A 26296-nucleotide genomic window follows, 5' to 3' on the forward strand; every position below is an offset into this window, starting at 1 on the left:
GCCGCGGCCTCGCGGAGGCCCCGAGGAACACGGGCTAGTCGGTGCCGGTGGTCCCGGTGCCCGTGGTGTCGGTCGTGTCCGTTCCTCCGGTGCCGGTGGTGTCGGTGCCGGTCTGTCCCGTGCCGCCGGTGCCCTCGGTGCCCGTCGTCCCGGTGGTGTCGGTGCCCTCGGTGCCGTCGGTCCCCTCGTCGGTGCTGCCGTCCCTGGCCCATCCGACCCTGCGCAGCAGCGGGTCGTTGACGTTGGCCAGCGCCACGAGCGGTCCGGCCAGGCTGACCCGGTCGTCCACCGATTCGGAGGAGATGGGCTGGACCCAGACCACGATGAGGTAGTGGCCGCTGACGATCGCGTCGCTGGCGCTGTACCCCTCGCCCAGGCGGTCGAAGGGGTCGGCACCGGACGGGGCGAGCACGAACCCTCGGACGGCGGCGTCGGCGGCCTCACCCTCAGCGGCGTCCTCGGGGTCGACCATGGTGGCGGCGAGCGTGCGGCTGGCCTCGACGTCGGCCAGGTTGAACACGGCGGTGACGGCGAAGTAGGTCTCCGACACGTAGGCGGCCCGGCCGACCTGGGTGCACCCGGCGTCCTCGACCGCGCCGGCGAGGTCCTGGCCCCACACGGCCGTCGAGCAGTCGTCGGTCAGCTCCGAGTCCCTGATCGTGAACACGATGGTCTCGTCGGCGTTGGCGATCTCCGCGTTGTGCCCCTCGAACAGCTCGCTCTCGTTGAGCGGGAGGCTGTCGTCCTCACGGGAGGCGAGCACCTGGTTCACGCTGCTTCCGTCACCGATGTCGCGGACGGTGTAGGCGGCCGGGCGGGTCTGGACGGGGGCGGTGTCCCCTCCCCCGTCGTCGGACGACCGCAGGAAGAGCACGACGCCGACGCCGACGAGCGCCAGGGCCACCACGACGGCCAGGACGATCAGCGGAAGGCGCCCGCCGCGGCGCGGCTCCCGCTTGCGCCTGCCGCCCCCGCGACGGCGGCCGCCCGACCGCGCTCCCCGCCCGTCCGGCGCCCCGTCGGGGTCGCCGTCCCGCGAGCGGTGCTCCGCGGCGCCGGACGCCGGTGCTTGGGCTGGTTCTTGCGCGGCGCCCCGGGGGAGGGATCGCCTGTTGGGTTCCGGGTGCATCGGGCCTCGAAAGTCTGGACGTCGACGGTCGGATCGGGGACCGCGCGCACGGCCCGGGCGGTGCGTGGGCACCGGTCCACCGGACGGCATGGGGGCGCCCCAGGGCGCCCCCGCGCGGGTCGATCCGTCCGCGATCCTATCGGGGCGCCCGACGCCCCCGGACAGCGCTCACTCCTCAGCCTGGGTCCGCGCGACGACCTCCTCGTAGGGCAGCAGGACGGTGCCCATCGCGGCGACGCTCACCGACGCCATGTCGGTGTCGTCCCCGGGCGGGGAGCCGTCGGTGCCCGCGACCCAGGAGACGGCCAGGTAGTGGCCCATGACCTGGGTGGAGGCCTGGCTGTAGCCCTCCTGCAGGCCGGGCACGTCGCCGGTGTCGGCCAGCAGGAACCCGGCGCCGGTGTCGGTGTCGTTCGGGTCCAGGGCCCGGGCCACCTGGGTGGCGCCCTCGGCGTTGACCAGGTCGAACAGGACCACCTGGGCGACGTACTCCTCGTCGGGGTCGGTGTAGACACCGATGGCGGCGCCGGAGCAGTTGGCGTCGATCAGGCGCTGTCCCAGGTCCTCGCCCCACACGAGCGAGGTGCACGAGTCGGTGACCCGGCCCTCGCTGAGGGTCAGCTCCATCCCGTTGACCTCGGCCTCCTCGGCGTCGCCGAAGACGAGGTCCTCGGTCATCGGTTCGGCGCCCTCGGGGCGCTCGTCGATGGGGCCGAAGGTGTCCTCGAGGTTGGCTCCGAACAGGAACTGCTCGGGAGTGAGCGTCCCGTGGCCCTCGGGCGGGGCGACGATGCTGTTCTCACCCTGGGCGAGCGCGCCGCCGCCGGGGCTGAACAGTTGGTAGAGCAACAGGCCGAGGAGGGCGACGAGCGCGACGCCGAAGGCCCCCATGAGGGTGCCCAGGACGGCGGTTCCGCGCTTGCGCTTGCTCTGTTCGGCGAGCGTGTAGACGATCTGGTTGGGCCGGTCGCCCAGCACCGAGACACGCTTGATCGCGGCGGCGGAGAAGGCGGAGACGCGGTCGACGCCGCCGCGCCTGTTCGCGGCGCCGCGGCCGCCCCCGTCCCTCTTCCGGCGGGCGCCGCGGGAGCGCGACCCCTCGGCGTCGTCGCCCGCGGGCGCGGTGTCGTCGTACTCCTCGTCGTCGTACTCGTCGTGCCCGGCTTCGGCCTCGGCACGGGCGTGCGTGTGGCCGTACTCGGCGGAGAAGTCCTCGTCCGGGTCGTAGTCATCCTCCTGGACGACGTCCTGACCCTGGTCGTCGGCGTACTCCTCGACGTGGGTGTCCTCTACGCGGCGCCGACCGCCGCGGCGACTTCTCCGGCGGTGACCGGACTCAGCTCTGCTCACGGTCCTTCTCAATCGTCAACCCGTGGTCTGATCGGTGGGAATCGGGGCGCACCGTGCGGTCTGGCCGGACGTGTCCGACCGACCGTCAGACCGGTGACCCTACTGGGGCTTCGCCCCGGAGTCCGTTCCCGTGTCGTCGGCGTCGTCCTCCGTGGAGCCCTCGCTACTAGATCGTTCAGGGCTGGGGTGGTATTCCGTGCCCGCCTCGGTGGAGTCCGAGGTCTCGGAGTCCAGAGCGGACTCCTCGGGCTCCACGGCGCTGTAGACGGTGCTGTCGTCGACGGTCTCGCCCTTGGCCGTGGCGCCGATCACCTGGGTGCCGGCGTCGTGGCCGTGCGGGACGACGGCGCTGGAGAAGGAGTCGAGGCGACGGCCGGCCCAGACGAAGTAGGCCAGGGCGCCGAGGAAGACCACGAGGGAGGTCCAGTTGTTCAGGCGCATGCCGAAGAAGTCGTTGGCCGGGTCGATGCGCAGGTACTCGATCCAGAAACGGCCCGCGCAGTAGCCCATGACGTAGAGAGCGAACAGGCGCCCGCCCTGGAGCTTGTCCTCGAAGCGGCGGCCGAGGTAGGCGAGGAGGAGGGCCAGACCCAGGCACCAGAGGGACTCGTAGAGGAACGTGGGGTGGTAGGTGGTCTCGCCGGGAAGCATGCCCGGGCGGAGCCCGCCCTCGGGGGAGGGGTAGATCTCCAGGGCCCACGGCAGGTCGGTGGGGCGGCCGAAGAGCTCCTGGTTGAAGTAGTTGCCCCAGCGGCCGATGGCCTGGGCGAGGGGCAGCGCGGGGGCGATGGCGAAGGACAGCTTGGACATCGACAGCCCGCGCTTGCGGGCGACCAGGTACACACCGAGCGCGCCCATGGGGATCGCGCCCCAGATGCCGAGGCCGCCCTCCCACACGTACAGGGCGCGGATCGGTTCGCGGTTGGGCGCGAAGTACAGCTGGGCGTCGCTGATGACGTGGTAGAGGCGACCACCGATCAGGCCGAGGATGACGGCCCACACCGCCATGTCGAGGATGGTGCCCTTCTCACCCCCCATCGCCGCCCAGCGGTGCTCGCTCCAGAACACCGCGACTATCACACCCGCGAGGATGCACAGGGCGTAGAAGTGGATCGGCAGCGGACCGATGTTGATCGCGTTGATCTGGGGACTGGGGATGGCCGCGAGGGCGCGGCCGAGTTCGGCCGCGCCCTCGGAAGCTGTCGACGACAAAGTCACTTCTCTGCTCTCGGGTTCGCCCCGCACGCGGGGGTGTCTGAGTTGACTACTCCGCGCCACCCCCGTCGGCCAACGGCTCGGTCTGGACCTCGCCGGCGCTCGCGTCCTCGATCGCTCCGTTGAGGCCGCGGACCGTCATGGTGGTGCTGTTGTCGAGCAGCTCACCGTTGATGTACACGGAGGGTGTGGCGCGGAACGCGTTGTCTCCGCTGTAGCGAGTGTAGGCCGTCCCGGTGGCCTCGATGATCTCGCCCGTGTAGGTCCCGTCCAGGAAGGACGGGTCGTGTCCGTTCTCGGCGCCCCAGGCCAGCAGGTCGGTCAGGACCATGGTGGTGAGGTTCTCCTGGCCGATCTGTTCGACGGCGTCCTCGGTCAGGGCGGGCAGGTAGTCCTCGGTGAACTGGGTGACGACGGCGGCCTCGGAGTCGATGCGTTCGTCGAAGGCGGTGGCGGCCTGCTCGGAGGCGCCGGTCTCGCGGAACCACTCCTTGAGCTCGTCGGCGGTGAACCCGGCTTCGCCCTCGGTGGGCTGGTTCTCGAAGAGCAGGTCGTTGTACTCGACGAAGACGCCGTGGTCGGCGGCGGCGCGTGCGGCCGCTCCGGCGCGCAGGGAGTTGCTGCTGATCGGTACCGGCTGCTGGGCGAAGATGCTGACCGGGCGGAAGTGGACGATGGCCTCGCCGGTGGCCGCGGTCTCCTTGAGGACGTCGCCGTTGAGCAGCTCGAACTGGCGGCAGGCGGGGCACTGGTAGTCGGCGTAGACCTCGACGACGGGCGCCTGGACCCCCGACTGGGCCATGACGACGCTGCCGTCCTCCTGGACGACCTGCGGGGCGAGGGCGCCGTCGAACTCCGAGCCGCTGCGGTCGGAGTTGAGGATGGCGTATCCGATCCCGACGATGAGGATGACCACACCGGCGGCGGCCCCCACGACGGCGAGGGTCCGCATGCGCGCGGCCTTGCGCTTGTCCTTCTCCCGCTGCTCCTTGAGCCGCTCGCGAGAACGCTGGCGGGCTGCACTCCCCATGATTGCTTCCTTTTTCTGCTACTGGACGTGGTCGACCGACGCGGGGGTGTCCGGGGTCACCGGAACAGCCCCAGGGGGCGGTCGAGGGCGAAGGGTGATCGGGGCCAGATCGCGATGAACGCGCCCAAGGCCGCGAAGCCGATGTCACGCGCGATGGACAGGCCGTAGGTGGTCTCCTCCGGGTCGACCTGTCCGCCGCCGCCGAAGCACCCGCAGTCGATGCTCAGCCCGCGGGCCATGGCCGAGACGATGCCCGCGATGAACACGATCATGAGCAGGGTGGTGACGGCCGCGGTGTAGCGGGTGGCGAGCCCGACCAGGAGCAGGACGGCGAGCGCGAGCTCGAACAGGGGCAGGGTGTACCCGATGAGCCGGGCGAGGTCGGTCGGGAAGAGGTCGTAGGCCTCGACCGCCTGGACCGACAGCGCCGGCGGGTACTTGCTCACGGCGGCGGTGATGAGGACCGCCGCGAGCCCCACCCGGCAGGCCAGCGTGAGCCAGGGTTGGACGGTCCGCCAGCGGGGGGTGCGGTCGCGGGCGGGCGGTGCGGAGGTCGTCTCGGCTGTGTCCATCGTGTCAGGCCTTCGGGAGGTGGCGGACCGGTCGGTCGGGTGACGTGTGGTACGTGGTGCGTCTCTCAGAGTGACACCACAGATCCTACTCGTTGTGGGCGACTCGTCACGCTGGGCTGTGGACAACCCGTTCCACGTGGACACCCGGCGTCATGTCCCCTGGTCTCCCATCTCACCACCGACCCGGGCCGATCAGGCCACCCGCGGGAGATGGGGGCCGCTCTCTCACCGGATTCTCACCCTTTTAACCCCGTTTCATGAACCGGGCTTTACCCTCGGGCCGCTCCGGACGGGCCCGACACGACGACGGTGGGCCGCCCCCGTCGTCGGGAACGGCCCACCGTCGTGGTCGGAGAGGGGTCAGCCGCGCGAGCGCACCCCCGCGGCGAGTTCCTCGGCGAAGGAGCGGACCGCGATGAGTCCGGTCTCCAGGTCGGGTGCGTCCAGGACGCGCTGGCAGAACCCGGCGCCGACGATCACGCCGTCGGCGTAGGCGGCGACCTCGGCCGCCTGGGCGCCGGTGGAGATGCCCAGTCCGACGCAGACCGGCAGGCCGGAGGCGCCGGTCACCTCACGGGTGCGCCGCACGAGGGTCTCCGCGGTGTCGGCGACCTGGGTTCGGGTGCCGGTGACCCCCATGAGCGAGGCCGCGTACACGAAGCCGGTGCAGGCGTCGGTGGTCAGGGCCAGGCGCCGGTCGGTGGAGGAGGGCGCGACGAGGAAGATCCGGTCGAGCCCGGCGGCGTCGGAGGCGGCGACCCACGCGTCGGCCTCCTCCGGGATGAGGTCGGGCGTGATCACCCCGGCGCCGCCCGCCTTGGCGAGCTGTGCGGCGAACCGGTCGACGCCGTAGCGTTCGATCGGGTTCCAGTAGGACATGACCACGGCGGCGGCGCCGGTCGCGGCGGTGGCCTCGACGACGCGGAACACGTCCTCGGTGGTGGTTCCGGCGGACAGAGCGCGGTCGGCGGCCCGCTGGATGGTGGGGCCGTCCATCATCGGGTCGGAGTAGGGCAGGCCGACCTCGATGACGTCGCAGCCGCCCTCGACCATGGCCTCGATGACCCGGATGGAGGAGGCCACGTCGGGGAAGCCCGCGGGAAGGTAGCCGATGAGCGCGGCGCGGTCGGCCTCGCGGGCCGCGGCCAGGGTGGTGCGCAGTGCGGTGGTCGTCATCGGTGTCCCTCCGGGTCCACGAGACCGAAGTAGGTCGCCGCGGTGTCGACGTCCTTGTCGCCGCGCCCGGACAGGTTGACCAGGATGACGGCGTCGGGGCCGAGGCGCTCGCCGAGCTTGCGGGCTCCGGCCAGGGCGTGCGCGCTCTCGATGGCCGGGATGATGCCCTCGGTGCGGCACAGCAGCCGGAAGGCCTCCATGGCCTCGGCGTCGGTGACGGGTTCGTAGGTGGCTCGCCCGGTGTCGGCGAGGTAGGCGTGCTCGGGGCCCACGGCCGGGTAGTCCAGCCCGGCGGAGATGGAGTGGCTGGGCAGGGTCTGCCCGTACTCGTCCTGGAGCACGTAGGTGCGGGCGCCGTGGAAGACGCCGGGGCTGCCCGCGGTGATGGAGGCGGCGGTCCGGGTGGTCCGGGCGCCGTCGCCTCCGGCCTCGAACCCGTACAGCGCGACGGACTCGTCGGGGATGAAGGCGGCGAAGATCGCGATGGCGTTGGAGCCGCCGCCCACGCACGCGGCGACCGCGTCGGGCAGCTTCCCGGTGAGCTCCAGGACCTGGGCGCGGGCCTCCTTGCCGACGACGAAGTGCAGGTCGCGCACGAGCTTGGGGAAGGGGTGCGGGCCCGCGACGGTGCCGAACAGGTAGTGCGTGTGGTCGACGTTGGCCACCCAGTCGCGGAACGCCTCGTTGATGGCGTCCTTGAGCGTGCGGCTGCCGATGGTGACGGGGACGACCTCGGCGCCGAGCAGGCGCATGCGGGCGACGTTGAGCGCCTGGCGCTGGGTGTCCTCCTCGCCCATGTAGATGACGCAGTCGAGGCCGAGCAGGGCGCAGGCGGTGGCGGTGGCCACGCCGTGCTGTCCGGCGCCGGTCTCGGCGATGACGCGGGTCTTGCCCATGCGCTTGGTGAGCAGGGCCTGGCCGAGCACGTTGTTGATCTTGTGCGAGCCGGTGTGGTTGAGGTCCTCGCGCTTGAGGAGGATCCGCGCCCCGCCGCAGTGCTCCGAGAAGTTGCGCGCGTCGGTGACCGGGCTGGGGCGGCCGGTGTAGCTGCGCAGGAGCTCGTCGAGTTCGGCGAGGTAGTCGGGGTCCTGGCGGGCCTTGTCCCACTCGGCCTCGACCTCGTCGAGGGCGGCGATGAGCGCCTCGGGGGCGAACCTGCCGCCGTAGCGGCCGTAGTGCCCGCGCGCGTCGGGCACGGGTTGGTCGTGGCTCATGGATGGGTCTCCTGGTACGGGGCCGACGGCGGTGCGCGCCCCGGGCACGGCCTCGGGACCCGCGCGCCGACCGGCCGTGCGCCGCGGTGGGCGGCGCGCTTCGGGCTGTTGGGGCGACGCGGCGTCGGGAACCCGCGGCTCACCCGTGCGGGTGGGGGTGCGGGTTCCCTGGGGCAAGGGCGTGTTCCGTGGACGCTGCTCGTCGCGAGCGGCGCATCCGGTGCGGCTCTCGCAAGGCCGAAGAAGGAGTAAGCCTGGGTGCGCTTTCGACTGATGAGAACGCGGCGAGAGTTGTGCTGGGGCGTCGCGCAGCAGAGTATGTGTCCGCGGAACACGCCCTAACGCCATCGGCGACCGGGGTGGAGCGGGTTCGCCATCGTCGTCACCATCGCCCTGGGCTAGTTCCGGTCGCGCAGGGCGGGGTGGGCGCCGGCGGTCACCAGGTCGGCGACGGCCTCGCGCGGGTTGCCGCCGCGCACGAGGCTCTCTCCGACGAGGACGGCTCCGGCTCCGGCTCCGGCGTAGGCCAGCAGGTCGTGCGGGCCGCGTACCCCGGACTCGGCGATCTTGACGCGGTCGGCGGGGATGAGGGGGGCGAGCCGGGCGAAGGTGTCCCGGTCGACCTCCAGGGTCTTCAGGTCGCGGGCGTTGACGCCGATGACGGTCGCCCCGGCGTCGAGGGCCCGCGCGACCTCCTCCTCGTCGTGCACCTCGACCAGCGGGGTCAGGCCCAGCGAGCGGGCCCGCTCGACCAGGGAGACCAGGGCCTCCTGGGGCAGGGCGGCGACGATGAGCAGGACGGCGGAGGCGCCGTGGGCGAGGGCCTCCCACAGCTGGTAGGAGCTGACGACGAAGTCCTTGCGCAGCAGCGGGGTGTCGACGGCCTTGTGGACCGCGTCCAGGTCGGCGAGGCTGCCGTTGAAGCGGCGCTCCTCGGTGAGGACGCTGATCCAGGTGGCGCCGCCGGCCTCGTAGTCGCGGGCCAGGGCGGCGGGGTCGGCGATGGTCGCGAGCGGCCCCTTGGAGGGGCTGGCGCGCTTGACCTCGGCGATCACGTGGACGCCGGGGCGGCGCAGGGCGGCCTCGGCGTCCTGCGGAGTGGGCACTGACTCGGCTCGGGCCTTGAGGGCGTCCAGGGGCAGGGCCTCCTGCCGCCGTGCCAGGTCAGCGCGTACTCCGTCGAGGATCTCGTCGAGCACGCTCACCAGTTACCGCTCCCTCGTGGTGTGGCCGGTCGCGGTGGTCGGACCCGCGTTCGCGGGCTCGGCTGCGTGGCGGGACCGGTCGACCGCCCACACACCGTGTTGCTGGTCATCGTATCCACCCTCGGGGCGTGGGGGGTCGTCGACCCCGGGTGAGGCGGGTCGGAGTTCCGTGGACGCACGCGAACGGCGCCCCGCCCCCGGTGTGTCGGGGCGGGGCGCCGTCGTGGCCCGGAGGCGGGTGGCCCGTGCCTAGTAGGTCGTGGTGGGCGCCGTGGCCGCCACGCCGATGATGAACACGATGAAGATCACGTAGATCACCACGAAGACGACCATGAGGATGAAGCTGATGAGGCTGATGATCCCCATGATCTTGGCGACCTTGGCGGACTCCATGGCGCCGTTGTAGTCGCCCACCTGCCACTTGCTGTTGACCTGGAGGGCGAAGATCAGGCCGATGACGCCGATCACGGTGCAGCCGAAGATCCCCAGGATGTTGTGCACCAGGTAGTTCTTCGGCGGCTCCGTGGCGGGAGGCATCGCTCCGTACCCGCCCGTGTTGTACCCGCCGGGTGGAGGGGGACCGTAGCTCATGGGGTGTTCCTTCCGGGTAAGAGTGACGGCGTCTCGTCATGGGACGCCGGAAGTCGTTCCGGGGTTCCGGTAGGGCGCGGGCCCGTGGTCACCAGCCGGGGAGGAGCGGGACGCCCGGTGCGAGGAAGTCGAACCAGGGCAGGTTGCGCAGGACCCAGTGCGCGGTGATCACCGTGAACATGGCCCACAGGAACCAGCCGGGGGTGAGCTTGGGGGGCGTCTTGGGCGGGCGGACCGACCAGACGAACCAGCGGCCGTACGCCCAGGCGATGTAGGGCAGCAGCAGGAACAGCAGCGGGTTCATGCTGATCGCCGCGGTGATGTCCAGGTGGGTGGTGAGCGCGATGGCGCGCATCGTGCCGCAGCCCGGACAGAACGTCCCGGTGGTCAACAGCCAGGGGCAGGTGGGGTAGTTGCCGGGCTCGTTGGGGTCCACGAAATGGAGGAGCGTGGCCCCGGCCAGACCCAGGACACCGAGTCCGGCGGGCCAGACCACGGGGTGCAGGGACCGGAGGAGGTGGCGGACCCTGTGGGTCAGGGAACGGGAGGCGGCGACCGGGCCCCGGTCGGTCACGGACGGGTCGGTCTGCTGAGGTTGCACGGACACCAGCCTACGAGGTGGGGCGACGGGGTACAGCGGGCCGCGGTGACGCCGGAGGACAGGCGTCTGCCCCCGCACAACGAGGTGTCCGGGGGCAGAAGCGGCTTCAGCCAGGGGCTCAGTACCCCGTGGTGCTGGCGGCGCCGCCGAGGACGGCGAGGCAGCCGTAGCCGAAGACCCACAGGACGATCCAGATGGTGCCCAGGATGAACGCGATCTTCGTCCACTTCTTGGCCTGGGCCTGGGCTTCCAGCGCACCGGCCTGGTCGCCGCGGTTCCACAGGTCGTTGACCTTGGTGGCGTTGATGATCGCCGGGATGGCGAACGGCCAGCAGCAGAAGATGGCGACGATGGCCCAGGTCAGACCATTGTCCGGCGGAGTTCCGCCGGACATGGGAGCGCCGTAGCCGCCGGTGCCGCCGGGGGGCGGGGGCGGCTGGTTGCCGGGGGGCGGGCCGTAGCCGCCGCCGGGGGGCGGCGGGGGCGGGCCGGGGTTGCCGGGGGGCGGGGGACCGTAGCTCATGTTCGAGAGAACTTTCCTGAAGCGGACTGAAGGGAAGATGCGGCGCGCGCCAGCGCAGAGGGGTCCTATGCGGGGGCAGGGTGGGTGGACCGGCGGATACACACGCCGCACACAGAAATCATGCCAGACCGGTCAGACACCGATCCGGCGAAAACCGACACGGGGGGCCGGGCCGGTGGGGAGAATGTACCCGCCCCACCGGATCCACGTCCATTTTTCGTTACGCACTCGTTGCGAGCTGCGCGTACCACGGACGGTGAGGTGCGTCTCAGGCCTTGCCCGCCGTGGCCGCGACCTCACGGTTCGCGTTCGAGTCCTTGGTCTGGGCCTTGCGCGCGGCCTCCCACTGCTCGCGCGTGGGCGGAACCGGACGCGGCTCCTTGCGGCCCAGCCCCGCCTTCTTCATCACACCGGCGATGATGGCGAGCACCACGCTCAGGCCGAGGGCGATCACGGTCCACTGGACCAGCCCGCCCCCGAAGATGATGGCGACGCCGGCGACGGTCCAGGCGACGATCCAGGAGAGGGTGAGGAACCAGGCGGAGACGGTGTTGCCGTGGTCGTCGTGGTGTTCGTCAGCCATCAGTGGTTCTCCTTCGGTTCGGCTGGCCGTGCTGCCAGCGGTGCGGGTGCGGTGCCGTCCGCGGTGTCGGCGGTGTCGGTCACGACGGCGCCCCCCTGGTGGTCCAGTGTGGGGTCGTCACCGGCGTCCAACGATCTCCACAGGTCGGCGGGTGTGTCCGCCCGGGTCGAACGCGGTGTGGCGTCCCGATCGTACCGGGTCCCCATACCCGGCCAGGCGGGCGAGCGTACGGCCGCGAACGCTCCCACGAGCGCGACGAGCAGCGCCCCTCCGGCCGCCATGAGCGGTCCGAGGACCAGCAGCCGCGGGTCGGCGGACGCCTGTGCCGCGCCGGTGGTCTCGGCGGCGCGGTCGGTGAGCGCCTCCGTCAGCGCGCCGGGCCGGGTGGCGGTCCACACGGCGGCGAGCGCGACGGCCCCGCCCAGCGCGACGAGCGCTCCGACGGCGCGGCGCGCCCAGCCGCGGCTGGCGTACAGGCCCGCGATCGCGGCCAGCGCCGCCCAGCCGATCCCGGCGAAGGCGCCGGTCAGGTCGCCTCCGGTGAGTTCGACGGGCGCGGGCGCGACGGGACCGGGCACGGTGAGTTCACCGGTGGCCCAGAGCCGCCCGCCGGCGGCGAGCAGCAGCCCGCCACCGGCCGCGAGGGCGAGGGTGGCGACGGCGTACTCGCGGCGCGCGCGGGTGCGGGATTCGGCGGAACTCACCGGAGCCGTCCGGCGTCGAAGCACGTGCGGTCGCCGGTGTGGCAGGCGGCCCCGGTCTGGTCGACGCGGACCAGGAGGGTGTCGCCGTCACAGTCGAGTGCGACCGACACCACACGTTGAGTGTTCCCGGAGGTGGCGCCCTTGACCCAGTACTCGCCTCGGCTGCGCGACCAGTACGTGGCGGCGCCGGTGGTCAGGGTGCGGTGGAGTGCCTCGTCGTCCATCCAGGCGAGCATGAGGACCTCCCCGGTGTCGTGCTGCTGCACGACGGCGGGCACGAGCCCGTCCGGGGTCCGCTTCAGGCGCGCTGCGATGTCCGGGTCGAGACTGGAGACGCTCATGTTTCCCAGGTTATGGCCGCCTCGCCACCGTCGCGCACCGGCCCGGCCTTTCGTGTCGGCGCGGTCGCGGCGGCGCGGTCGCGGCGGCGCGGTCGCGGCGGCGCGGGGCGTAGAGTTCGTGCGTCCGTCACCGTCCCGTTCCGACGGTCCCGCATGAGGGGAGTCCCGTGACCGCCGAGTCCCTGTCCGCCGACCTCGCGGACAAGCCCGCCGTACTGACCGCGCTCGCCGAACGCTTCCCCCGGTGGGACCCCTACGCGGCGCTGCCCGCGCTGCTGGAGGACGAGCCCGCGGCGGTGCGGCTGCTCGGTCTGGGCGCGGCCCGGCACGTGTGCGAGACGGCGGCGGCGCGGTTGCGCAGGGCGGGCGTGGCGGCGAGCGCGGAGCACGCCTCGTCCGCGGAGGAGCCCCCGGCCGGCCCGGAGACGCTGGTGGTGGGGGTGAGTCTGGGTGGCGGCCAGCGTGAGCTGTGCACGGTGTTGGACCGGTACGTCGCGCGGTCGCCGGTGATCGTGCTCACGCCCGATCCGGACGCGGTGGTCACGGGTCTGGCGGACCTGGTGGTGCCGTTGCACGCGGGCGCGGAGTCCGCCGGGCTGGGGTGCCGGGCCTTCCCGCACGCGATGGCGCTGGCCCTGTTGCTGGGGCACCGTCTCGGCGCGCCGGTGTCGGGGAGCAGCCGGAACTTCCCCGGGCTGTTGCACAGGGCGGCCAACGCGACGCGGGCGTTGCTGGCCGACGCGCCGCGGTGGGTTCCGGAGGCGGCGCGGGCGTTGGACTCCCCGAACGGTGTGCACCTGGTGGCTCCGGCCGAGCGGCTGTCGTCGGCGGGGCAGGGGGTTCGGGTGATGCGCGGTGGGCCGGTGCGGGCGGCGCACGCGGTCGAGACCGGCGAGTGGTCGCACACCGACCGGTTCCTGGCGGCGGTGACCGACTACCGGGCGCTGCTGTTCGCCGGTTCGGCCTACGACGAGCGGTTCGCCGAGCACCTGGGGCAGTTGCGGGGCCGGTTCGTGGCCGTGGGCCCCACCCCCGGGCGCGAGAGCGTTCCGGGGGCGGAGCTGACCATCCGGTATCCGGGCGACACGGACCCGGACGTCAACCTGTTGGTGGAGCCGCTGGTGGCGGAGTTGGTGGCGGCGTACTGGTGGCGCGCCTCCGGGCGCTGACCCGGTTCTCCGGCGGGAGCGGACGGGGTCAGGCCGAGGAGCGCACCCAGGAGGCGTACAGGTCGGCGTAGACGCCCGGTCGGCCGACGAGTTCGTCGTGGGTCCCGCTCTGGACGATGCGTCCCTGGTCGAAGACGAGGACGCGGTCGGCGGCCTCGGCGGTGGACAGGCGGTGGGCGATGGCCACGGAGGTGCGACCGCGGGTGAGCCGGTCCAGGGCGCGCTGGATGCGTACCTCGGTGTGCGGGTCGACGGCGGAGGTGGCCTCGTCCAGGACGAGCAGGTCGGGGTCGGCGACGTAGGCGCGGACCAGGGCGACGAGCTGCCGCTCCCCCGCCGACAGGGACTCGCCGCGCTGGCCGACCGGCGTGTCCAGGCCGTGGGCCAGGCTGGCGAGCCAGTCGGTGAGGCCGAGTTCGGCGATGGCCGCCTCCAGTTCGGCGTCGGTGCTCTCGGGGCGGGCGAAGCGGATGTTGTCGCCCAGGGAGCTGTCGAACAGGAAGCCCTCCTGCGGCACCATGACGACGCGGCTGCGCAGTGAGGAGAAGGCCACCTCGCGCAGGTCGACGTCGTCGAGGAGGACGCGGCCGTCCACCGGGTCCATCAGGCGGGTGAGGAGCTTGACGAAGGTGGTCTTGCCCGAGCCGGTCTCCCCCACGACGGCCAGGCGGGTGCCGGGGGTGACGCGGACGTCGACGGCGTCGAGGACGACCGGGCCGTCAGGGTAGGCGTAGGTGACGCCGTCGAAGCGGACGCTGACGGGGCCGCGCGGCAGCACGTGTCCGGCCTCGCCGGGGTCGGCGATGTCGGGGACGGTGTCGAGGACGCCCAGGACGCGGCGCCACCCGGCGATGGCGTTCTGGGCCTCGTTGAAGATCTCGGTGGCCATCATCATCGGCATGACGAACAGGGTCATGAGGAAGAGGAAGGCGACGAGCTGGCCGGCGGTGAGCTGGCCGTCGATGCCGAGCCAGACGCCGACCAGGACGACGGCGACGTTGCCGACGGCCGCGACGATCTCGGCGAAGGGCGACACGGACATGGACAGCCGCTGGGCCCTGACCTGGGCGCGGCGGGTGGCCAGGACGGTGGTGTCGATGCGCTGGGCGGTGCGCTCCTCGGTGCCGTGCGCGCGGATGACGGCGGCGCCCATGACGGTCTCGCCGATGACGCCGAGCATGTCGCCGGTGCGTTCGCGGACCTTCAGGTAGGCGCGGGAGAGCAGCTTCTGGAGCCAGCGGGCGCCGAAGAGCAGCGGCAGGAAGCAGATCCACACCACGAGGGTGAGCTGCCAGGAGTAGACCGCCATGAGGGTGGTGGCCACGAGCAGTTGACCGGTGCTGACGATGAGCAGCAGGCCGCCCCACTGCATGAAGGTGCTGATCTGGTCGACGTCGCCGGTGACGCGGGAGACCAGGGCGCCCTTGCGTTCGCTGTTCTGGGTGAGCACGGACAGGTCGTGCACGTGGCGGAAGGCCTTGCGGCGCAGGGTGGCCAGCCCGGACTCGGTGGCCCGGTACAGGCGCAGGTTCATCAGGTAGGAGCAGACCATGGTGAGCACGAGCAGGGCGGCGCACGCGCCGACCATGCGGGTGACGAAGCCGAGGTCGGGGCCGTCGGGGCCGGAGAGCCCGTTGTCGATGATCTGCTGCACCGCGACCGGGACGATGATCTTGCCCGCGGTGGCCACGACGGCGAGCACGAGGGTCAGCCACAGGCCGTGGGCGAACTCCGGGGACAGCTGGAGTCCGCGGCGCAGGGTCTGGACGGCCGAGTCCTGGGAGCGGCTGAGTGCGGGGGCGGTGACCTGCTCGGCGCGGTCGTCGGCCTCCGGGCCCGGCCGCTGCCCGGTGCGGGGCTGGGCGGGTGCGCTCATCGGCTGGTCTCCTCGGTGACGACGGGCTGGCGGTGGGCGGCGGGTGGGGCGGGGTGCTCGGGTGTGGGCGTGCGCGCGGTGCCGTTCTCCGCCGAGGCGCGTTCGTAGGCGGTGACGAGCCTGGTGTACCCGGGTGAGGTGGCCAGGAGCTCGTCGTGCGTGCCCCGGGCTAGGACGCGGCCGCCCTCCAGGTAGACGACCTCGTCGGCGAGTTCGATGGTGGCGCGGCGGTAGGCGACCACGACGACGGTGGCGGCGTCGTCGCGTTCGCGCAGTCCGGCGAGGATCTGCGCCTCGATCTGCGGGTCGACGGCCGAGGTGGCGTCGTCGAGGATGAGCAGGCGGGGCCGGCGGACGACGGCGCGGGCCAGGGCGAGGCGTTGGCGCTGACCGCCGGAGAGGGTGGTGCCCTTCTCGCCGAGTCGGGCGTCGAGGCCTCCGTCGAGCTCGCGGACGAACCCGTCGGCGCGGGCCAGGCGCAGGGCGGCCCAGACCTGGTCGTCGTCGATGTCGGCGGCGCCGAGGGTGATGTTGTCGCGGACGCTGTCCTCGAAGACGAAGGTGCTCTGCGGGACGAGGGCGGCGTGCCGGGGGATCTGGTCGCGGGCGAGGTCGCGGGCGTCGACGCCGTCGAGGGCGACGGTGCCGGAGTCGGGGTCGACCAGGCGCATGAGCACGGTGGTCAGCGTGGACTTGCCCGACCCGGTGGGTCCGACGAGGGCGACGGTGCGGCCGGGGGCGATGTCGAGGTCGACGCCGCTCAGGACCGTGGTGCGGGCCTGGTCGTCGGTGGTGTCCATGAGGTCGTGGACGCGGCCGTCGGCGTCGTAGCCGTCGGCGTAGGAGAAGGTGACGTCGCGTGCGGTGAGGGCGACGCCGGTCGGGGTGGCGTCCAGGGTGCGCTCGCCGTGGCGCATGCCGCCCTCGGCGCGCAGGACGGACTGGACGCGGTCCCAGCCGACGACGCTGCGGGGCAGGTCGCCCAGGAGCCACCCGAAGGAGCGGATGGGCAGCGCCATGAGGGTGAACAGGTAGGCGATCTGGACGAGTTCGCCGGGGTCGACGGCGCCGGTGGACAGCCGCCACATGCCGAGGAGGAGGACGGCGAGCACGCCGAGGTTGGGCAGGGCCTCCATGAAGGGGTCGAACAGGGAGCGCATGCGGCCGACCTGGATGAGGGCGTCGCGCAGGCGGTGGGCGGCCTCGGTGAAGCGTTCGGTCTCGGTGTCCTCGCGGCCGAGGGTCTTGACGACGAGGGCGCCGTCGAAGGACTCGTGGGCGACGCCGCTGACCTCGGCGCGCAGGGCCTGGGCGCGGGAGGCCATGGGCGAGACGCGGCGTTGGAAGGCGACGTTGGCGGCGGTGAGCAGGGGGAAGACGACGAAGGCGACCAGGGCGAGGACGGGGTCGGTGACGACCATGGCGACGGCGGCCGTGCCGAGCATGAACACGGAGCCGACGGCCATGGGCAGCGGTGCGAGCGGCTGCCAGGCGGCCTCGACGTCGGCGTTGGCGTTGGACAGCAGCTGTCCGGTGGGGTGGCGGTGGTGCCAGGCCAGGGGGAGGTCGAGGTACTTGCGGGCGACGGCGCGGCGGAAGCGGGCCTGCATGCGGAACTGCATGAGTCCGGCGTAGAGGCGGCGCAGGGCGAGGCCGACGGCCTTGCCGAGTCCGACGGCGAGCAGGAGCGCCGCCGCGCCGAGGAGGGCGGCGGTGGTGGTGGCCCCGCTCTCGAAGGCGGGCAGGATCGTGTTGTCGGTGAGGTGGCCGAGGACGGAGGCGGAGCCGACGGTGATCGCGGCGTGGAGCATGGCGCCGGCGACGGCGATGAGGAACACCCAGGGTTCGGTGCGGACGGCGGCGCCCAGGACGCGCAGGCCGCGGGTGAAGACGCGGGTGTGGTCGCCGCCGGACCGGGCGGAGCCGGGCTCGTCGGTGTCATCGCGGGGGCCGGGTGGGGCGGTGTCGTCCTGCTCGCGCTGTTCCGCGGTCGTCGTCGCCTGCGCCATACGCCCCCCGTTCACGTCTGCGTGCGGGTCGGCCCGTGTGGGGCCGACCGCTGACGCCCCGCGTGGCTCCGGTCGTGCCGGAGGCGGGCGGGGCGTTCGTCGGTCAACCTATCCGCGGGTGCCGACAGGTTCCACCGAGTTGTTTCAGCGCCGAGCGTGTCGGGGCTATTCCACCGGTGTCTGCCGGTTCCGGGGTGTGATCGGCCACGTGGTCCGGAGCCGAGGTCCGCGTGGCCGTGGGCGGTGCCGGGGTCAGCGGTCGTCGTCCTGGTAGCTGATCAGGGCGCGGAAGGTGTTCGGGCCGACGACGCCGTCGACCGCGACGCCCAGGTCGTCCTGGGCTCCGGGCACCGTGGTGAGGGTCTGGCGGGTGGAGCGAGCACTGCGCTCCGGCCCGGGCTGATCGATCAGATGAGCTTGAGGAATTCCGCCTCGGTCAGGTCGGCGTCCCGGATGATCCCGCGCAGCGTTCCCTTCTTCATGTCTCGGCCCCTGTGGACGGGCACGGACACGGGTGGTCTGTCGGGGTGGACCAGTACGTGATGGCTGCCCGTGACACGGTCGAGCCTGTAGCCGACCTTCGCGAGTGCCTAGACGACGACACGTGGGGGGAGCGAGGGGAGGGGTGGCACCTACGCCGCCACCTCCACGTCCGGAAGCTCGATGACCTCGAACAGGGCGGCCAGCCCAGCACGCAGGTCGGCGAGCGCCTCCGCCTTGGTGTCACCCTCTCCGTAGGCCGTACCACCCCCCGTGACCTCGGCTCTGGCGCACCAGGCACCGTCTTCGTCAGTGGCCACGGAGATCTCGATGTCGATGTGGGCGGTCATGACGGCGGCTCCTCTTCTCACCTCTCCCGTCCAGGATGCCATGCCGCCGCCACGGCATCCGGGTTTTCCACAGGCCGATGACGCGGATCCACACCGCGTTCCCGCGCTCGCCTCGGACGCGCCGTGCGCCTCCCGTTCACCGCGGTGTTCGGCGGACACGACGGAGCCGCGCCCCGCCTGTCGGTGGGACGCGGCTCCGTCAGCGCTTTCGCGGGTGGGCGGCCGGGCGCCGGGGTCAGCGCACGGCGTACCCGGCCTCGCGCAGGCTCGCCTTGACGTCGGCGATGGTGAACTCGCCGAAGTGGAAGACGGTCGCGGCCAGGACCGCGTCCGCGCCCGCGGCGACCGCCGGGGCGAAATGCTCGACGGCCCCGGCTCCCCCGGAGGCGATGAGCGGCACGTCCACGCGTGCGCGCACGGCGCGGATGAGCTCCAGGTCGAAGCCCTCCTTGGTGCCGTCGGCGTCCATGGAGTTGAGCAGGATCTCCCCCGCGCCGAGGTCGGCGGCGCGCTCGCACCACTCCAGGGCGTCGATGCCGGTGCCCCGGCGTCCGCCGTGGGTGGTCACCTCGAAGCCGCTCGGGGTGGGCCGGTCGCCGTCGCGGACCCGGCGCACGTCGGCGGACAGGACCAGGACCTGGCGGCCGAAGCGCTCGGCGATCTCCTCGATGAGCTCGGGGCGGGCGATGGCGGCGGTGTTGACGCCGACCTTGTCCGCGCCCGCGCGCAGCAGGCGGTCGACGTCCTCGGCGGTGCGCACGCCGCCGCCGACGGTCAATGGGATGAACACCTGGTCGGCGGTGCGGCGCACCACGTCGTAGGTGGTCTCCCGGTTGCCGCTGGAGGCGGTGACGTCGAGGAACGTGAGCTCGTCGGCGCCGCCCGCGTCGTAGGTGCCCGCGAGCTCGACCGGGTCGCCCGCGTCGCGCAGGTTCTCGAAGTTGACGCCCTTGACGACCCGCCCGGCGTCCACGTCCAGGCAGGGGATCACGCGGATGGCGAGGCTCACGGCTGCTCCCCCCGCACCGCGGCCAGGGCGTCCTCCAGGGTGAAGGCGCCCTCGTACAGGGCCGTGCCCATGATGGCGCCCTCCACACCCTCGGGGACGAGCGAGGCGATGGCGGTCAGGTCGTCGAGGCTGGACACGCCGCCGCTGGCGACGACGGGCTTGTCGGTGCGCGCGCACACCGAGCGCAGCAGGTCGAGGTTGGGGCCCTTGAGCGTGCCGTCCTTGTTGACGTCGGTGACGACGTAGCGGGCGCAGCCCTCCGACTCCAGCCGCTCCAGGGTGGTGAACAGGTCGCCGCCCTCGCGGGTCCAGCCGCGGGCGGCCAGGGTCGTGCCGCGCACGTCGAGGCCGATGGCGATGCGGTCGCCGTGCTCGGCGATGATCCTGGCGCACCACGCGGGGTTCTCCAGGGCGGCGGTGCCGATGTTGACGCGGGTGCAGCCGGTGGCCAGGGCGGCGGCGAGCGACTCGTCGTCGCGGATGCCGCCGGACATCTCCACCTTCACGTCCAGGCGGCCGACGATCTCGCGCAGCAGGTCCCGGTTGTGGCCGCGGCCGAAGGCGGCGTCGAGGTCCACCAGGTGGATCCACTCGGCCCCGGCCTCCTGCCACCGCGTGGCGGCGGTGAGCGGGTCGCCGTAGCGGCCGCCGGAGCCCGCCTCGCCCTGGACGAGCTGGACGGCCTGCCCGCCCGCCACGTCCACGGCGGGCAGCAGTTCGAGTGCGGTGGACGGCGCGGTGTCAGTCATGGAACCTTCTCGTGGTCGGTACTGAGGAGTCGGTGGGGCGCCGGGGTCACCCGAGCGTGGCCACCCAGTTGGCCAGTACGCGGGCGCCCGCGTCGCCGGACTTCTCCGGGTGGAACTGGGTGGCGCACAGGGGTCCGTTCTCGACCGCGGCCACGAACGGCTCGCCGTGCTCGGACCAGGTCACCCCCGGGGCGGGAATGCGCTCGTTGGTGGGCGTGAACTCCCAGGTGCGCACGGCGTAGGAGTGCACGAAGTAGAAGCGGTCCTCGGGGCCGGTCCCGGCGAAGAGCCGGGTGTCCTCGGGCGGGCGGACGGTGTTCCAGCCCATGTGCGGGACGACCGGCGCGCGCAGGCGCTCGACGGTGCCGGGCCACTCGCCGCAACCCTCGGTGGCGACGTCGGCGGCGTGCACGTCGGCCTGTTCGACGCCGCGCTCGAAGAGGACCTGCATGCCCACGCAGATGCCCAGGACGGGGCGGCCCCCGGCCACGCGCTTGCCGATGATCCGGTCGCCGCCCGCCGCGCGCAGGCTGGACATGCAGGCGCTGAACGCGCCCACACCGGGGACGACGAGCCCGTCGGCGTCGAGGGCGGCGTGCGGGTCGGAGGTGACGGTCACGTCCGCTCCGGTGCGCTCCATGGCGCGCTGCGCCGAACGCAGGTTGCCCGATCCGTAGTCGAAGACGACCACTCGTGACGGCATGAAGCCTGCCTTTCCGCTAGAAGTAGCCCAGCCGGAGCACACCGGCGGCCACGGCGAGTGCCGCGCACACGCCCAGGCCGACGGCGACGATCCGGTTGACCTTCCACAGGGAGTACGCGCCCCCGATGAGGAAGCCGCCCAGGACGAGGAGGAGCACTCCCCACAGGGTGGTGTCCATCTACAGGGCGCCCTTGGTGGACGGGATGTCGGTGACGCGCGGGTCGTTCTCCGTCGCGGCGCGCAGGGCGCGGGCCAGGGCCTTGAACTGGCACTCGACGATGTGGTGGGCGTTGCGTCCGTAGGGCACGTGGACGTGCAGGGCCACCCGCGCCTGGGCCACGAACGACTCCAGGATGTGGCGGGTCATGGTCGTGTCGTAGTCGCGGCCGATGATCGGCGCCATGCCCTCGGGCTCGCTGTGCACGAGGTAGGGGCGTCCGGACACGTCGACGGTCACCTCGGCCAGGGCCTCGTCCAGGGGCACCTTGGCGTCGGCGAAGCGGCGGATGCCGCGCTTGTCGCCGAGCGCCTCGCGGAAGGCGGCGCCCAGGGCGAGCGCGGTGTCCTCCATGGTGTGGTGGGAGTCGATGTGCAGGTCGCCCTCGGTGCGCACGGTGAGGTCGAACAGGCCGTGCTTGGCGAGCTGGTCGAGCATGTGGTCGAAGAACCCGACGCCGGTGGAGACGTCGGCGACGCCGGTGCCGTCGAGGTCGATCTCGACCAGGACCTTGGTTTCCTTGGTGGTGCGTTCGACGCGTCCGGTGCGGCTCATGGTGACTCTCTCGGTGGTGGTTGGAGCGTGGGGAGGACGGCGGCCCAGCGGCTACGTGGCCTGGAGCAGGGCGCGGCGGAAGGCGGCCATCTCGTCGGGGGTGCCGACGGTGACGCGCAGCCAGCCGGGCGGGCCGACCTCGCGGATGAGGACCTTCTGGTCGAGCATGGCGTTCCACACCCCGGTGCGGTCAGCGAACTCGCCGAACATGACGAAGTTGGCGTCGGAGTCGGCGACGGAGAAGCCCCGCTCGCGCAGCCAGTCGACGAGGCGGTCGCGTTCGGCGCGCAGGTCGGCGACGGCGGAGAGGAGTTCGTCGGCGTGGTCGAGCGCGGTGGCGGCGACCGCCTGGGTGACGGCGGACAGGTGGTAGGGCAGGCGGACCAGCTGGAGGGCGTCGACCACGGCCGGGTGGGCGGCGAGGTAGCCGAGGCGGGCCCCGGCCAGGGCGAAGGCCTTGGACATGGTGCGCGAGACGATGAGCCGGGGGTACTCCGGCAGCAGGGTCAGGGCGCTGGGCGTGCCCTCGCGGCGGAACTCGGCGTAGGCCTCGTCGACGACGACCACGCCCGGGGCCGCCTCGGCGACGCGCCGGATCTCGTCGACGTCGAGCGCGGTGCCGGTGGGGTTGTTGGGCGAGGTGAGGAAGACGACGCTGGGCTGGTGCTCGGCGATCGCGGCCAGGGCGGCGTCGACGTCGATCCGGAACCGGTCGTCGCGGGGCACGGACACCCACCCGGTGTTGGTGCCGCGCGAGATGACCGGGTGCATGGCGTAGGACGGCTCGAAGCCCATCGCGGTGCGCCCGGGGCCGCCGAAGGCCTGGAGGATCTGCTGGAGGATCTCGTTGGACCCGTTGGCCGCCCACACCTGGCGGGCGTCCAGCCCGTGTCCGAGGTAGTCGGCGAGCCGTTCGCGCAGGTACACGGCGTCGCGGTCGGGGTAGCGGTTGAGGCCCAGCGCGGTGTCGGCGACCGCCTCGGCCAGGGCCTTGGCCAGCCGCGGCGAGGGCGGGTACGGGTTCTCGTTGGTGTTGAGCGCCACGTCCACGGGCAGTTGCGGCGCGCCGTAGGGCGACTGGCCGCGCAGGTCGTCGCGGAGGGGCAGGTCGTTCAGTGTGAAGCTCACGGTTGCACGCTCTTGGTGTCTCGGGTCGTCCGTCAGGTCCTCAGGCCGCGCCGTCGCCGGTGCGCGCGGTGATCGCCTCACCGTGCGCGGGCAGGTCCTCGGCGTTGGCCAGGGTGACGACGTGATGGGCGACCTCGGCCAGCGCGTCGCGGTCGTAGGTGACCACGTGCACGCCGCGCAGGAAGGTCTGGACGCTCAGACCGCCGCTGTGGCAGGCGCACCCGCCGGTGGGCAGGACGTGGTTGGACCCGGCGGCGTAGTCGCCGAGGGAGACCGGTGAGTGGTCGCCGACGAAGATCGCTCCGGCGTTGCGCACGCGGGCGGCGACGTCGGCGGCGTCGGCGGTCATGATCTCCAGGTGCTCGGCCGCGTAGGCGTCCACGACGGCGAGCCCGTGCTCGACGTCGTCGACCAGGACGATGCCGGACTGGGGGCCGCCGAGGGCCTCGCGGACGCGGTCCGCGTGCTTGGTGGCGGGGACGCGTTCGGCCAGGCGTTCGGTGACCGCGTCGGCCAGGGCCTCGTCCGGGGTGACCAGGACGGAGGCGGCGACGACGTCGTGTTCGGCCTGGCTGATGAGGTCGGCGGCGACGTAGTCGGGGTTGGCGGTGGCGTCGGCCAGGACGGCGATCTCGGTGGGCCCGGCCTCGGCGTCGATGCCGATGACGCCCTTGAGCAGGCGCTTGGCGGCGGCGACCCAGATGTTGCCGGGGCCGGTGACCATGTCGGCGCGCGCGCACCCGCCCGCTCCGTAGGCGAACATGGCCACGGCCTGGGCGCCGCCGACGGCGTAGACCTCGTCGACGCCGAGCAGGGCGCAGGCGGCGAGGATGGTCGGGTGGGGCAGCCCGCCGAACTCGCGCTGGGGCGGCGAGGTGACGGCCAGGGACGCCACGCCCGCCTCCTGGGCGGGGACGACGTTCATGATGACGCTGGACGGGTACACGGCGCGTCCGCCGGGGACGTAGAGGCCGACGCGGTCGACGGGGATCCACTTCTCCGTGACGGTGCCGCCGGGCACGACCTGGGTGGTGTGGTCGGTGCGGCGCTGGTCGCGGTGGACCTTGCGGGCGCGGCGGATGGACTCCTCCAGCGCGGCGCGCACGGCGGGGTCGAGGTCGGTCAGGGCGGCGTCGATCGCCTCGCGGGGGACCCGGATGTCGGTGAGGCGCACGCCGTCGAAGCGTTCGGTGAGTTCGATCAGCGCCTCGGTCCCGCGATGGCGCACGTCCTCGCACAGGGGGCGGACGCGCTCGGCCGCGTCCGCCACGTCCAGTTCCGCGCGCGGGAGCGCCGCGCGGGGGTCGCCTTGGGTGCCTCGGAGGTCGATTCGACTGATCACGGCCCCAGTCTAGGGTGCTTCCCCCGTGACCGCGGGTGTCGTGTCCGAATGTTGGACAGCACACGTGCGCGGCCGGAGGGTCGCGGCGTTCGGGGACATCGGCGACCAGCCCCGCACAAATGACCCGAAGAAGTGTCGCCTTACTTTGGAACACCTAACCTCAGTTATGTTCTGAAAGGCTTGCCTAAGAAATTCCAAGGCGTTTTGCCGCGTGTCGCTAAATGCATTTGAATGCGTTATTGTGATGGCATGACTTCGAGCAAGAGCGGCGACAGCGGTCTTTCCAAGTTCCACCGCCTCCTGGTTGACCAGGTACGGCACGAGTTCACCGCGTCGCACCAGTACGTGGCCATCGCGGCGTGGTTCGACACCCACGACCTGCCGCAGTTGGCGCGCGTCTTCTACGATCAGTCGCTGGAGGAGCGCGACCACGCGCAGATGATCGTGCGCTATCTCATCGACAGCGACGTGGACTTCGTCTTTCCCGGCGTGGACGCGATCGAGACCGATTTCACCACCGCCCGCGACCTGGTGGCGCTCGCCCTGCGCCAGGAGCGTGAGGTGACCGACCAGATCCACCGCCTGGCCAAGGTCGCGCGTGACGAGGACGACTACGCGGGTGAGCAGTTCCTCCAGTGGTTCGTCCAGGAGCAGACGGAGGAGGTCGCCACGATGTCGACCCTGCTCAACGTGGTCGACCGCGCCAACGGCAACCTCTTCGACGTGGAGACCTTCGTGGCGCGCGACATGCCCAGCGAGGACCACGGAAGCCAGGACGCGCCCGAGACGGCGGGTCCGGCGGTGTCCTGACCTCGGGCCGGCCCCCGGGTTCGGTCGGGGGACGGCCCGTTCGGATGGCCCGGGTAGGGGCGTCCGGTCCCGAGGGGAGGCCGGACGCCCACCCGGGCCGTGCTGTGCGCGCGGCCCGGTCGGCCCGATGCGCGCGTGGTCCGGTGCTCGTGGTCCACGTGAGGCCCGCGTGATGGCCGTGCCACGCCACGGTCACGGCGCGGCGGGCATACTGGAACCATGCCCGTGGCACTGCCGATCTTTCCGCTCAACACCGTGCTCTTCCCCGGTATGAGCGTCCCCCTGCACGTGTTCGAGCGGCGTTACCGCCGTCTCGTCTCCGAACTCCTGGGACCCACCCTGACCGGGGGCGAGGGAGGGACGCACCGGGGCGGTCCGCACCGCTTCGGCGTGGTGTGGATCGAACTGGGCCACGAGGTGGCCAGCGAGTCCGGTCAGGGTTCGGGCGGCGCCGACACGGGGGTCCCCAGCACCGGCGGCTCGGACGTGACCCTGCCGAGGGTGAGCGGAACGGGCTGCACGGCCGTGGTGCGGGACGTGCGCACCTACCAGGACGGGCGCTACGACCTGGTCGTCGAGGGCGGCGCGCGGTTCACCGTCACCGACCTGTCCGAGGTCGACCCCTCCTCGCCCGACGAGTACTCGACCGCGTCCGTGGCGTTCCTGCCCGAGGCCGTGGGTCCGGACGCCGACGAGCACGCCGAACGGGTCCGGGACCTGTACGACACCTACTGCCAGCGCCTGGCCGCCATCGGGATGGCGCCGGAGACCCACCCCGAGCTGCCCAAGGACCCGATCGCGCTGTCCTACACCGTGGCCGCGTCGATGGTGCTCGACCAGGCGGAGAAGCAGCGGCTGCTGGAGGCGGAGGACGCCGCCACGCGCCTGGCGGTGGCCGCGCGCTTCCTGCGCCGGGAGAACCGGATCGTGGACGCTCCCACCCTGCCCAACCTGCCCGCCGGTCCCTTCCTCAACAACGGCGTCTGCTTCAACTAGGCGGAGCGGGCCGACCGGGCGGTGGTCCGCGCGGTCGGCGGTGGGACCGGCGCGGTGGTGACGGGACCGGCGCTAGCCTGCTGGTGTGGGCCGGTGCGGTCACCGTGCGCGACGCGTGTCCGATGCCCGCGACCGTCAGTGTTCGCGCGAGAGTTGAGGAGATCCCGGGCATGAGTGGACGGGGCACACCCGCGACCGTGGCCGCCGGGCGGACCAGGACCGCCTACACCCTGCACCCCTACGAGGTGGACGGCGATGCGGACGGGCACTCCTACGGAACCGACGCCGCGGACGCGCTCGGGGTCCCCCGTGAGCGGGTCTTCAAGACGCTGGTCGCCGAGGTGGACGGGGTGTTCACGGTCGGGGTGGTGCCGGTGAGCACGTCGCTGGACCTGAAGGCGCTCGCCGCCGCGGTGGGCGGGAAGCGGGCGAGGATGGCCGACCCGGCCCGGGCGGAGAGGATCACCGGATACGTGCGCGGCGGCATCAGCCCGTTGGGCCAGCGCAAGCGGTTGCGCACGGTGGTCGACGCCTCGGCGACGGAGCTGCCGTCGGTCTACGTGTCGGCGGGGCGGCGGGGCCTCCAGATGGAGCTGGCGGCCGCCGACCTGATCCGACTGACGGAGGCGGTCACCGCCCCGATCGGCGTCTCCTGACCGCCGCCTCCGG

28 protein-coding genes and 1 pseudogene are annotated in these 26296 nt (G+C 72.5%); 4 read left to right on the forward strand and 25 right to left on the reverse strand.

The annotated features are described in order from the left end of the window. Window positions 1–34 precede the first annotated feature (34 nt). From AB0I72_RS04570 to hisI, 14 genes are all read right to left on the reverse strand, one after another. Window positions 35–1129, reverse strand: a complete 1095-nt coding sequence (locus tag AB0I72_RS04570; protein WP_358562975.1) for a hypothetical protein — start codon at window positions 1127–1129, stop codon at window positions 35–37. 168 nt (window positions 1130–1297) lie between these two features. Then, window positions 1298–2479 carry a hypothetical protein gene (locus tag AB0I72_RS04575; RefSeq protein WP_358562977.1) on the reverse strand — a complete coding sequence of 394 codons (1182 nt, stop codon included), beginning with the start codon at window positions 2477–2479 and terminating at the stop codon, window positions 1298–1300. A gap of 99 nt (window positions 2480–2578) precedes the next feature. Continuing rightward, complete coding sequence (lgt, locus tag AB0I72_RS04580; RefSeq protein WP_358562979.1) at window positions 2579–3691, reverse strand: prolipoprotein diacylglyceryl transferase; 1113 nt, start codon at window positions 3689–3691, stop codon at window positions 2579–2581. A 52-nt stretch (window positions 3692–3743) separates the two neighbouring features. Then, window positions 3744–4724, reverse strand: a complete 981-nt coding sequence (locus AB0I72_RS04585; protein WP_358562981.1) for a thioredoxin domain-containing protein — start codon at window positions 4722–4724, stop codon at window positions 3744–3746. 56 nt (window positions 4725–4780) lie between these two features. Beyond that, window positions 4781–5296: a MauE/DoxX family redox-associated membrane protein gene (locus AB0I72_RS04590; protein ID WP_358562983.1), complete on the reverse strand. Its 516-nt coding sequence runs from the start codon at window positions 5294–5296 to the stop codon at window positions 4781–4783. Window positions 5297–5656: 360 nt separating this feature from the next. Beyond that, a complete protein-coding gene (gene trpA, locus AB0I72_RS04595) occupies window positions 5657–6472 on the reverse strand; it encodes a tryptophan synthase subunit alpha (protein ID WP_358562985.1) in 816 nt (271 codons plus the stop codon). Next, a complete protein-coding gene (gene trpB, locus AB0I72_RS04600) occupies window positions 6469–7686 on the reverse strand; it encodes a tryptophan synthase subunit beta (RefSeq protein ID WP_358562987.1) in 1218 nt (405 codons plus the stop codon). Before trpB ends, trpA begins: the two co-directional genes overlap by 4 nt. A 398-nt stretch (window positions 7687–8084) precedes the next feature. Next, on the reverse strand, window positions 8085–8891 hold the full coding sequence (gene trpC, locus AB0I72_RS04605) for an indole-3-glycerol phosphate synthase TrpC (RefSeq protein WP_358562989.1): 807 nt from the start codon (window positions 8889–8891) through the stop codon (window positions 8085–8087). 249 nt (window positions 8892–9140) lie between these two features. Next, window positions 9141–9482 carry a CD225/dispanin family protein gene (locus AB0I72_RS04610; protein WP_358562991.1) on the reverse strand — a complete coding sequence of 114 codons (342 nt, stop codon included), beginning with the start codon at window positions 9480–9482 and terminating at the stop codon, window positions 9141–9143. Window positions 9483–9570: 88 nt separating this feature from the next. Then, a complete protein-coding gene (locus AB0I72_RS04615; RefSeq protein ID WP_358562993.1) occupies window positions 9571–10089 on the reverse strand; it encodes a DUF2752 domain-containing protein in 519 nt (172 codons plus the stop codon). A gap of 112 nt (window positions 10090–10201) precedes the next feature. Beyond that, on the reverse strand, window positions 10202–10606 hold the full coding sequence (locus AB0I72_RS04620) for a CD225/dispanin family protein (RefSeq protein ID WP_358562995.1): 405 nt from the start codon (window positions 10604–10606) through the stop codon (window positions 10202–10204). A gap of 268 nt (window positions 10607–10874) precedes the next feature. Continuing rightward, a complete protein-coding gene (locus AB0I72_RS04625) occupies window positions 10875–11189 on the reverse strand; it encodes an HGxxPAAW family protein (RefSeq protein ID WP_358562997.1) in 315 nt (104 codons plus the stop codon). Further along, window positions 11189–11893, reverse strand: a complete 705-nt coding sequence (locus tag AB0I72_RS04630) for a Trp biosynthesis-associated membrane protein (RefSeq protein WP_358562999.1) — start codon at window positions 11891–11893, stop codon at window positions 11189–11191. The genes AB0I72_RS04625 and AB0I72_RS04630 overlap by 1 nt, the downstream gene beginning before the upstream one ends. Next, window positions 11890–12234, reverse strand: coding sequence for a phosphoribosyl-AMP cyclohydrolase (hisI, locus tag AB0I72_RS04635; protein WP_358563001.1), 345 nt, complete (start codon window positions 12232–12234; stop codon window positions 11890–11892). The genes AB0I72_RS04630 and hisI overlap by 4 nt, the downstream gene beginning before the upstream one ends. A 167-nt stretch (window positions 12235–12401) precedes the next feature. On the opposite strand from hisI, the gene AB0I72_RS04640 reads away from it, so the two are divergent. Further along, a complete protein-coding gene (locus AB0I72_RS04640) occupies window positions 12402–13403 on the forward strand; it encodes a sugar isomerase (protein ID WP_358563002.1) in 1002 nt (333 codons plus the stop codon). 28 nt (window positions 13404–13431) lie between these two features. On the opposite strand, the gene AB0I72_RS04645 is transcribed toward AB0I72_RS04640, so the two are convergent. The 11 genes and pseudogenes from AB0I72_RS04645 to hisD all read right to left on the reverse strand — a co-directional run bounded on the left by AB0I72_RS04645 (window position 13432) and on the right by hisD (window position 23821). Then, window positions 13432–15279 carry an ABC transporter ATP-binding protein gene (locus AB0I72_RS04645; RefSeq protein WP_358563004.1) on the reverse strand — a complete coding sequence of 616 codons (1848 nt, stop codon included), beginning with the start codon at window positions 15277–15279 and terminating at the stop codon, window positions 13432–13434. Next, a complete protein-coding gene (locus tag AB0I72_RS04650) occupies window positions 15276–17288 on the reverse strand; it encodes an ABC transporter ATP-binding protein (protein ID WP_358563006.1) in 2013 nt (670 codons plus the stop codon). Before AB0I72_RS04650 ends, AB0I72_RS04645 begins: the two co-directional genes overlap by 4 nt. Window positions 17289–17695: 407 nt before the next feature. Next, window positions 17696–17866, reverse strand: a pseudogene (locus tag AB0I72_RS04655) (type II toxin-antitoxin system HicA family toxin); the annotation flags it as partial. A 54-nt stretch (window positions 17867–17920) separates the two neighbouring features. Further along, the gene (locus tag AB0I72_RS04660) at window positions 17921–18118 is read right to left on the reverse strand and encodes a hypothetical protein (RefSeq protein ID WP_116245207.1); all 198 of its coding nucleotides are present in this window, start codon (window positions 18116–18118) and stop codon (window positions 17921–17923) included. A gap of 235 nt (window positions 18119–18353) precedes the next feature. After that, window positions 18354–19127, reverse strand: coding sequence for an imidazole glycerol phosphate synthase subunit HisF (hisF, locus tag AB0I72_RS04665; RefSeq protein WP_358563008.1), 774 nt, complete (start codon window positions 19125–19127; stop codon window positions 18354–18356). Further along, window positions 19124–19876 (reverse strand): bifunctional 1-(5-phosphoribosyl)-5-((5-phosphoribosylamino)methylideneamino)imidazole-4-carboxamide isomerase/phosphoribosylanthranilate isomerase PriA, encoded by a 753-nt coding sequence (gene priA, locus AB0I72_RS04670; protein WP_358563010.1) that lies wholly within the window; start codon window positions 19874–19876, stop codon window positions 19124–19126. The genes hisF and priA overlap by 4 nt, the downstream gene beginning before the upstream one ends. Window positions 19877–19922: 46 nt before the next feature. After that, complete coding sequence (gene hisH, locus AB0I72_RS04675) at window positions 19923–20579, reverse strand: imidazole glycerol phosphate synthase subunit HisH (protein WP_358563012.1); 657 nt, start codon at window positions 20577–20579, stop codon at window positions 19923–19925. A 16-nt stretch (window positions 20580–20595) separates the two neighbouring features. Beyond that, on the reverse strand, window positions 20596–20757 hold the full coding sequence (locus tag AB0I72_RS04680; RefSeq protein ID WP_358563014.1) for a hypothetical protein: 162 nt from the start codon (window positions 20755–20757) through the stop codon (window positions 20596–20598). Continuing rightward, a complete protein-coding gene (gene hisB, locus AB0I72_RS04685) occupies window positions 20758–21351 on the reverse strand; it encodes an imidazoleglycerol-phosphate dehydratase HisB (RefSeq protein WP_358563016.1) in 594 nt (197 codons plus the stop codon). Window positions 21352–21402: 51 nt separating this feature from the next. Beyond that, window positions 21403–22479, reverse strand: a complete 1077-nt coding sequence (locus AB0I72_RS04690) for a histidinol-phosphate transaminase (RefSeq protein WP_358563018.1) — start codon at window positions 22477–22479, stop codon at window positions 21403–21405. A 40-nt stretch (window positions 22480–22519) separates the two neighbouring features. Continuing rightward, complete coding sequence (gene hisD, locus AB0I72_RS04695; protein WP_358563020.1) at window positions 22520–23821, reverse strand: histidinol dehydrogenase; 1302 nt, start codon at window positions 23819–23821, stop codon at window positions 22520–22522. Between the two features lie 249 nt (window positions 23822–24070). Between hisD and AB0I72_RS04700 the strand changes: the two genes are divergently transcribed. The 3 genes from AB0I72_RS04700 to ybaK all read left to right on the forward strand — a co-directional run bounded on the left by AB0I72_RS04700 (window position 24071) and on the right by ybaK (window position 26283). Beyond that, window positions 24071–24631, forward strand: coding sequence for a ferritin (locus AB0I72_RS04700; protein ID WP_358563021.1), 561 nt, complete (start codon window positions 24071–24073; stop codon window positions 24629–24631). A 219-nt stretch (window positions 24632–24850) separates the two neighbouring features. After that, complete coding sequence (locus tag AB0I72_RS04705; RefSeq protein ID WP_358563023.1) at window positions 24851–25627, forward strand: LON peptidase substrate-binding domain-containing protein; 777 nt, start codon at window positions 24851–24853, stop codon at window positions 25625–25627. Window positions 25628–25824: 197 nt separating this feature from the next. Next, window positions 25825–26283, forward strand: coding sequence for a Cys-tRNA(Pro) deacylase (ybaK, locus tag AB0I72_RS04710; RefSeq protein ID WP_358563728.1), 459 nt, complete (start codon window positions 25825–25827; stop codon window positions 26281–26283). The last annotated feature ends 13 nt before the right edge of the window (window positions 26284–26296 follow it).

It is taken from the genome of Nocardiopsis sp. NPDC049922 (genome assembly GCF_040660275.1).
Taxonomy (GTDB): Bacteria; Actinomycetota; Actinomycetes; order Streptosporangiales; family Streptosporangiaceae; genus Nocardiopsis.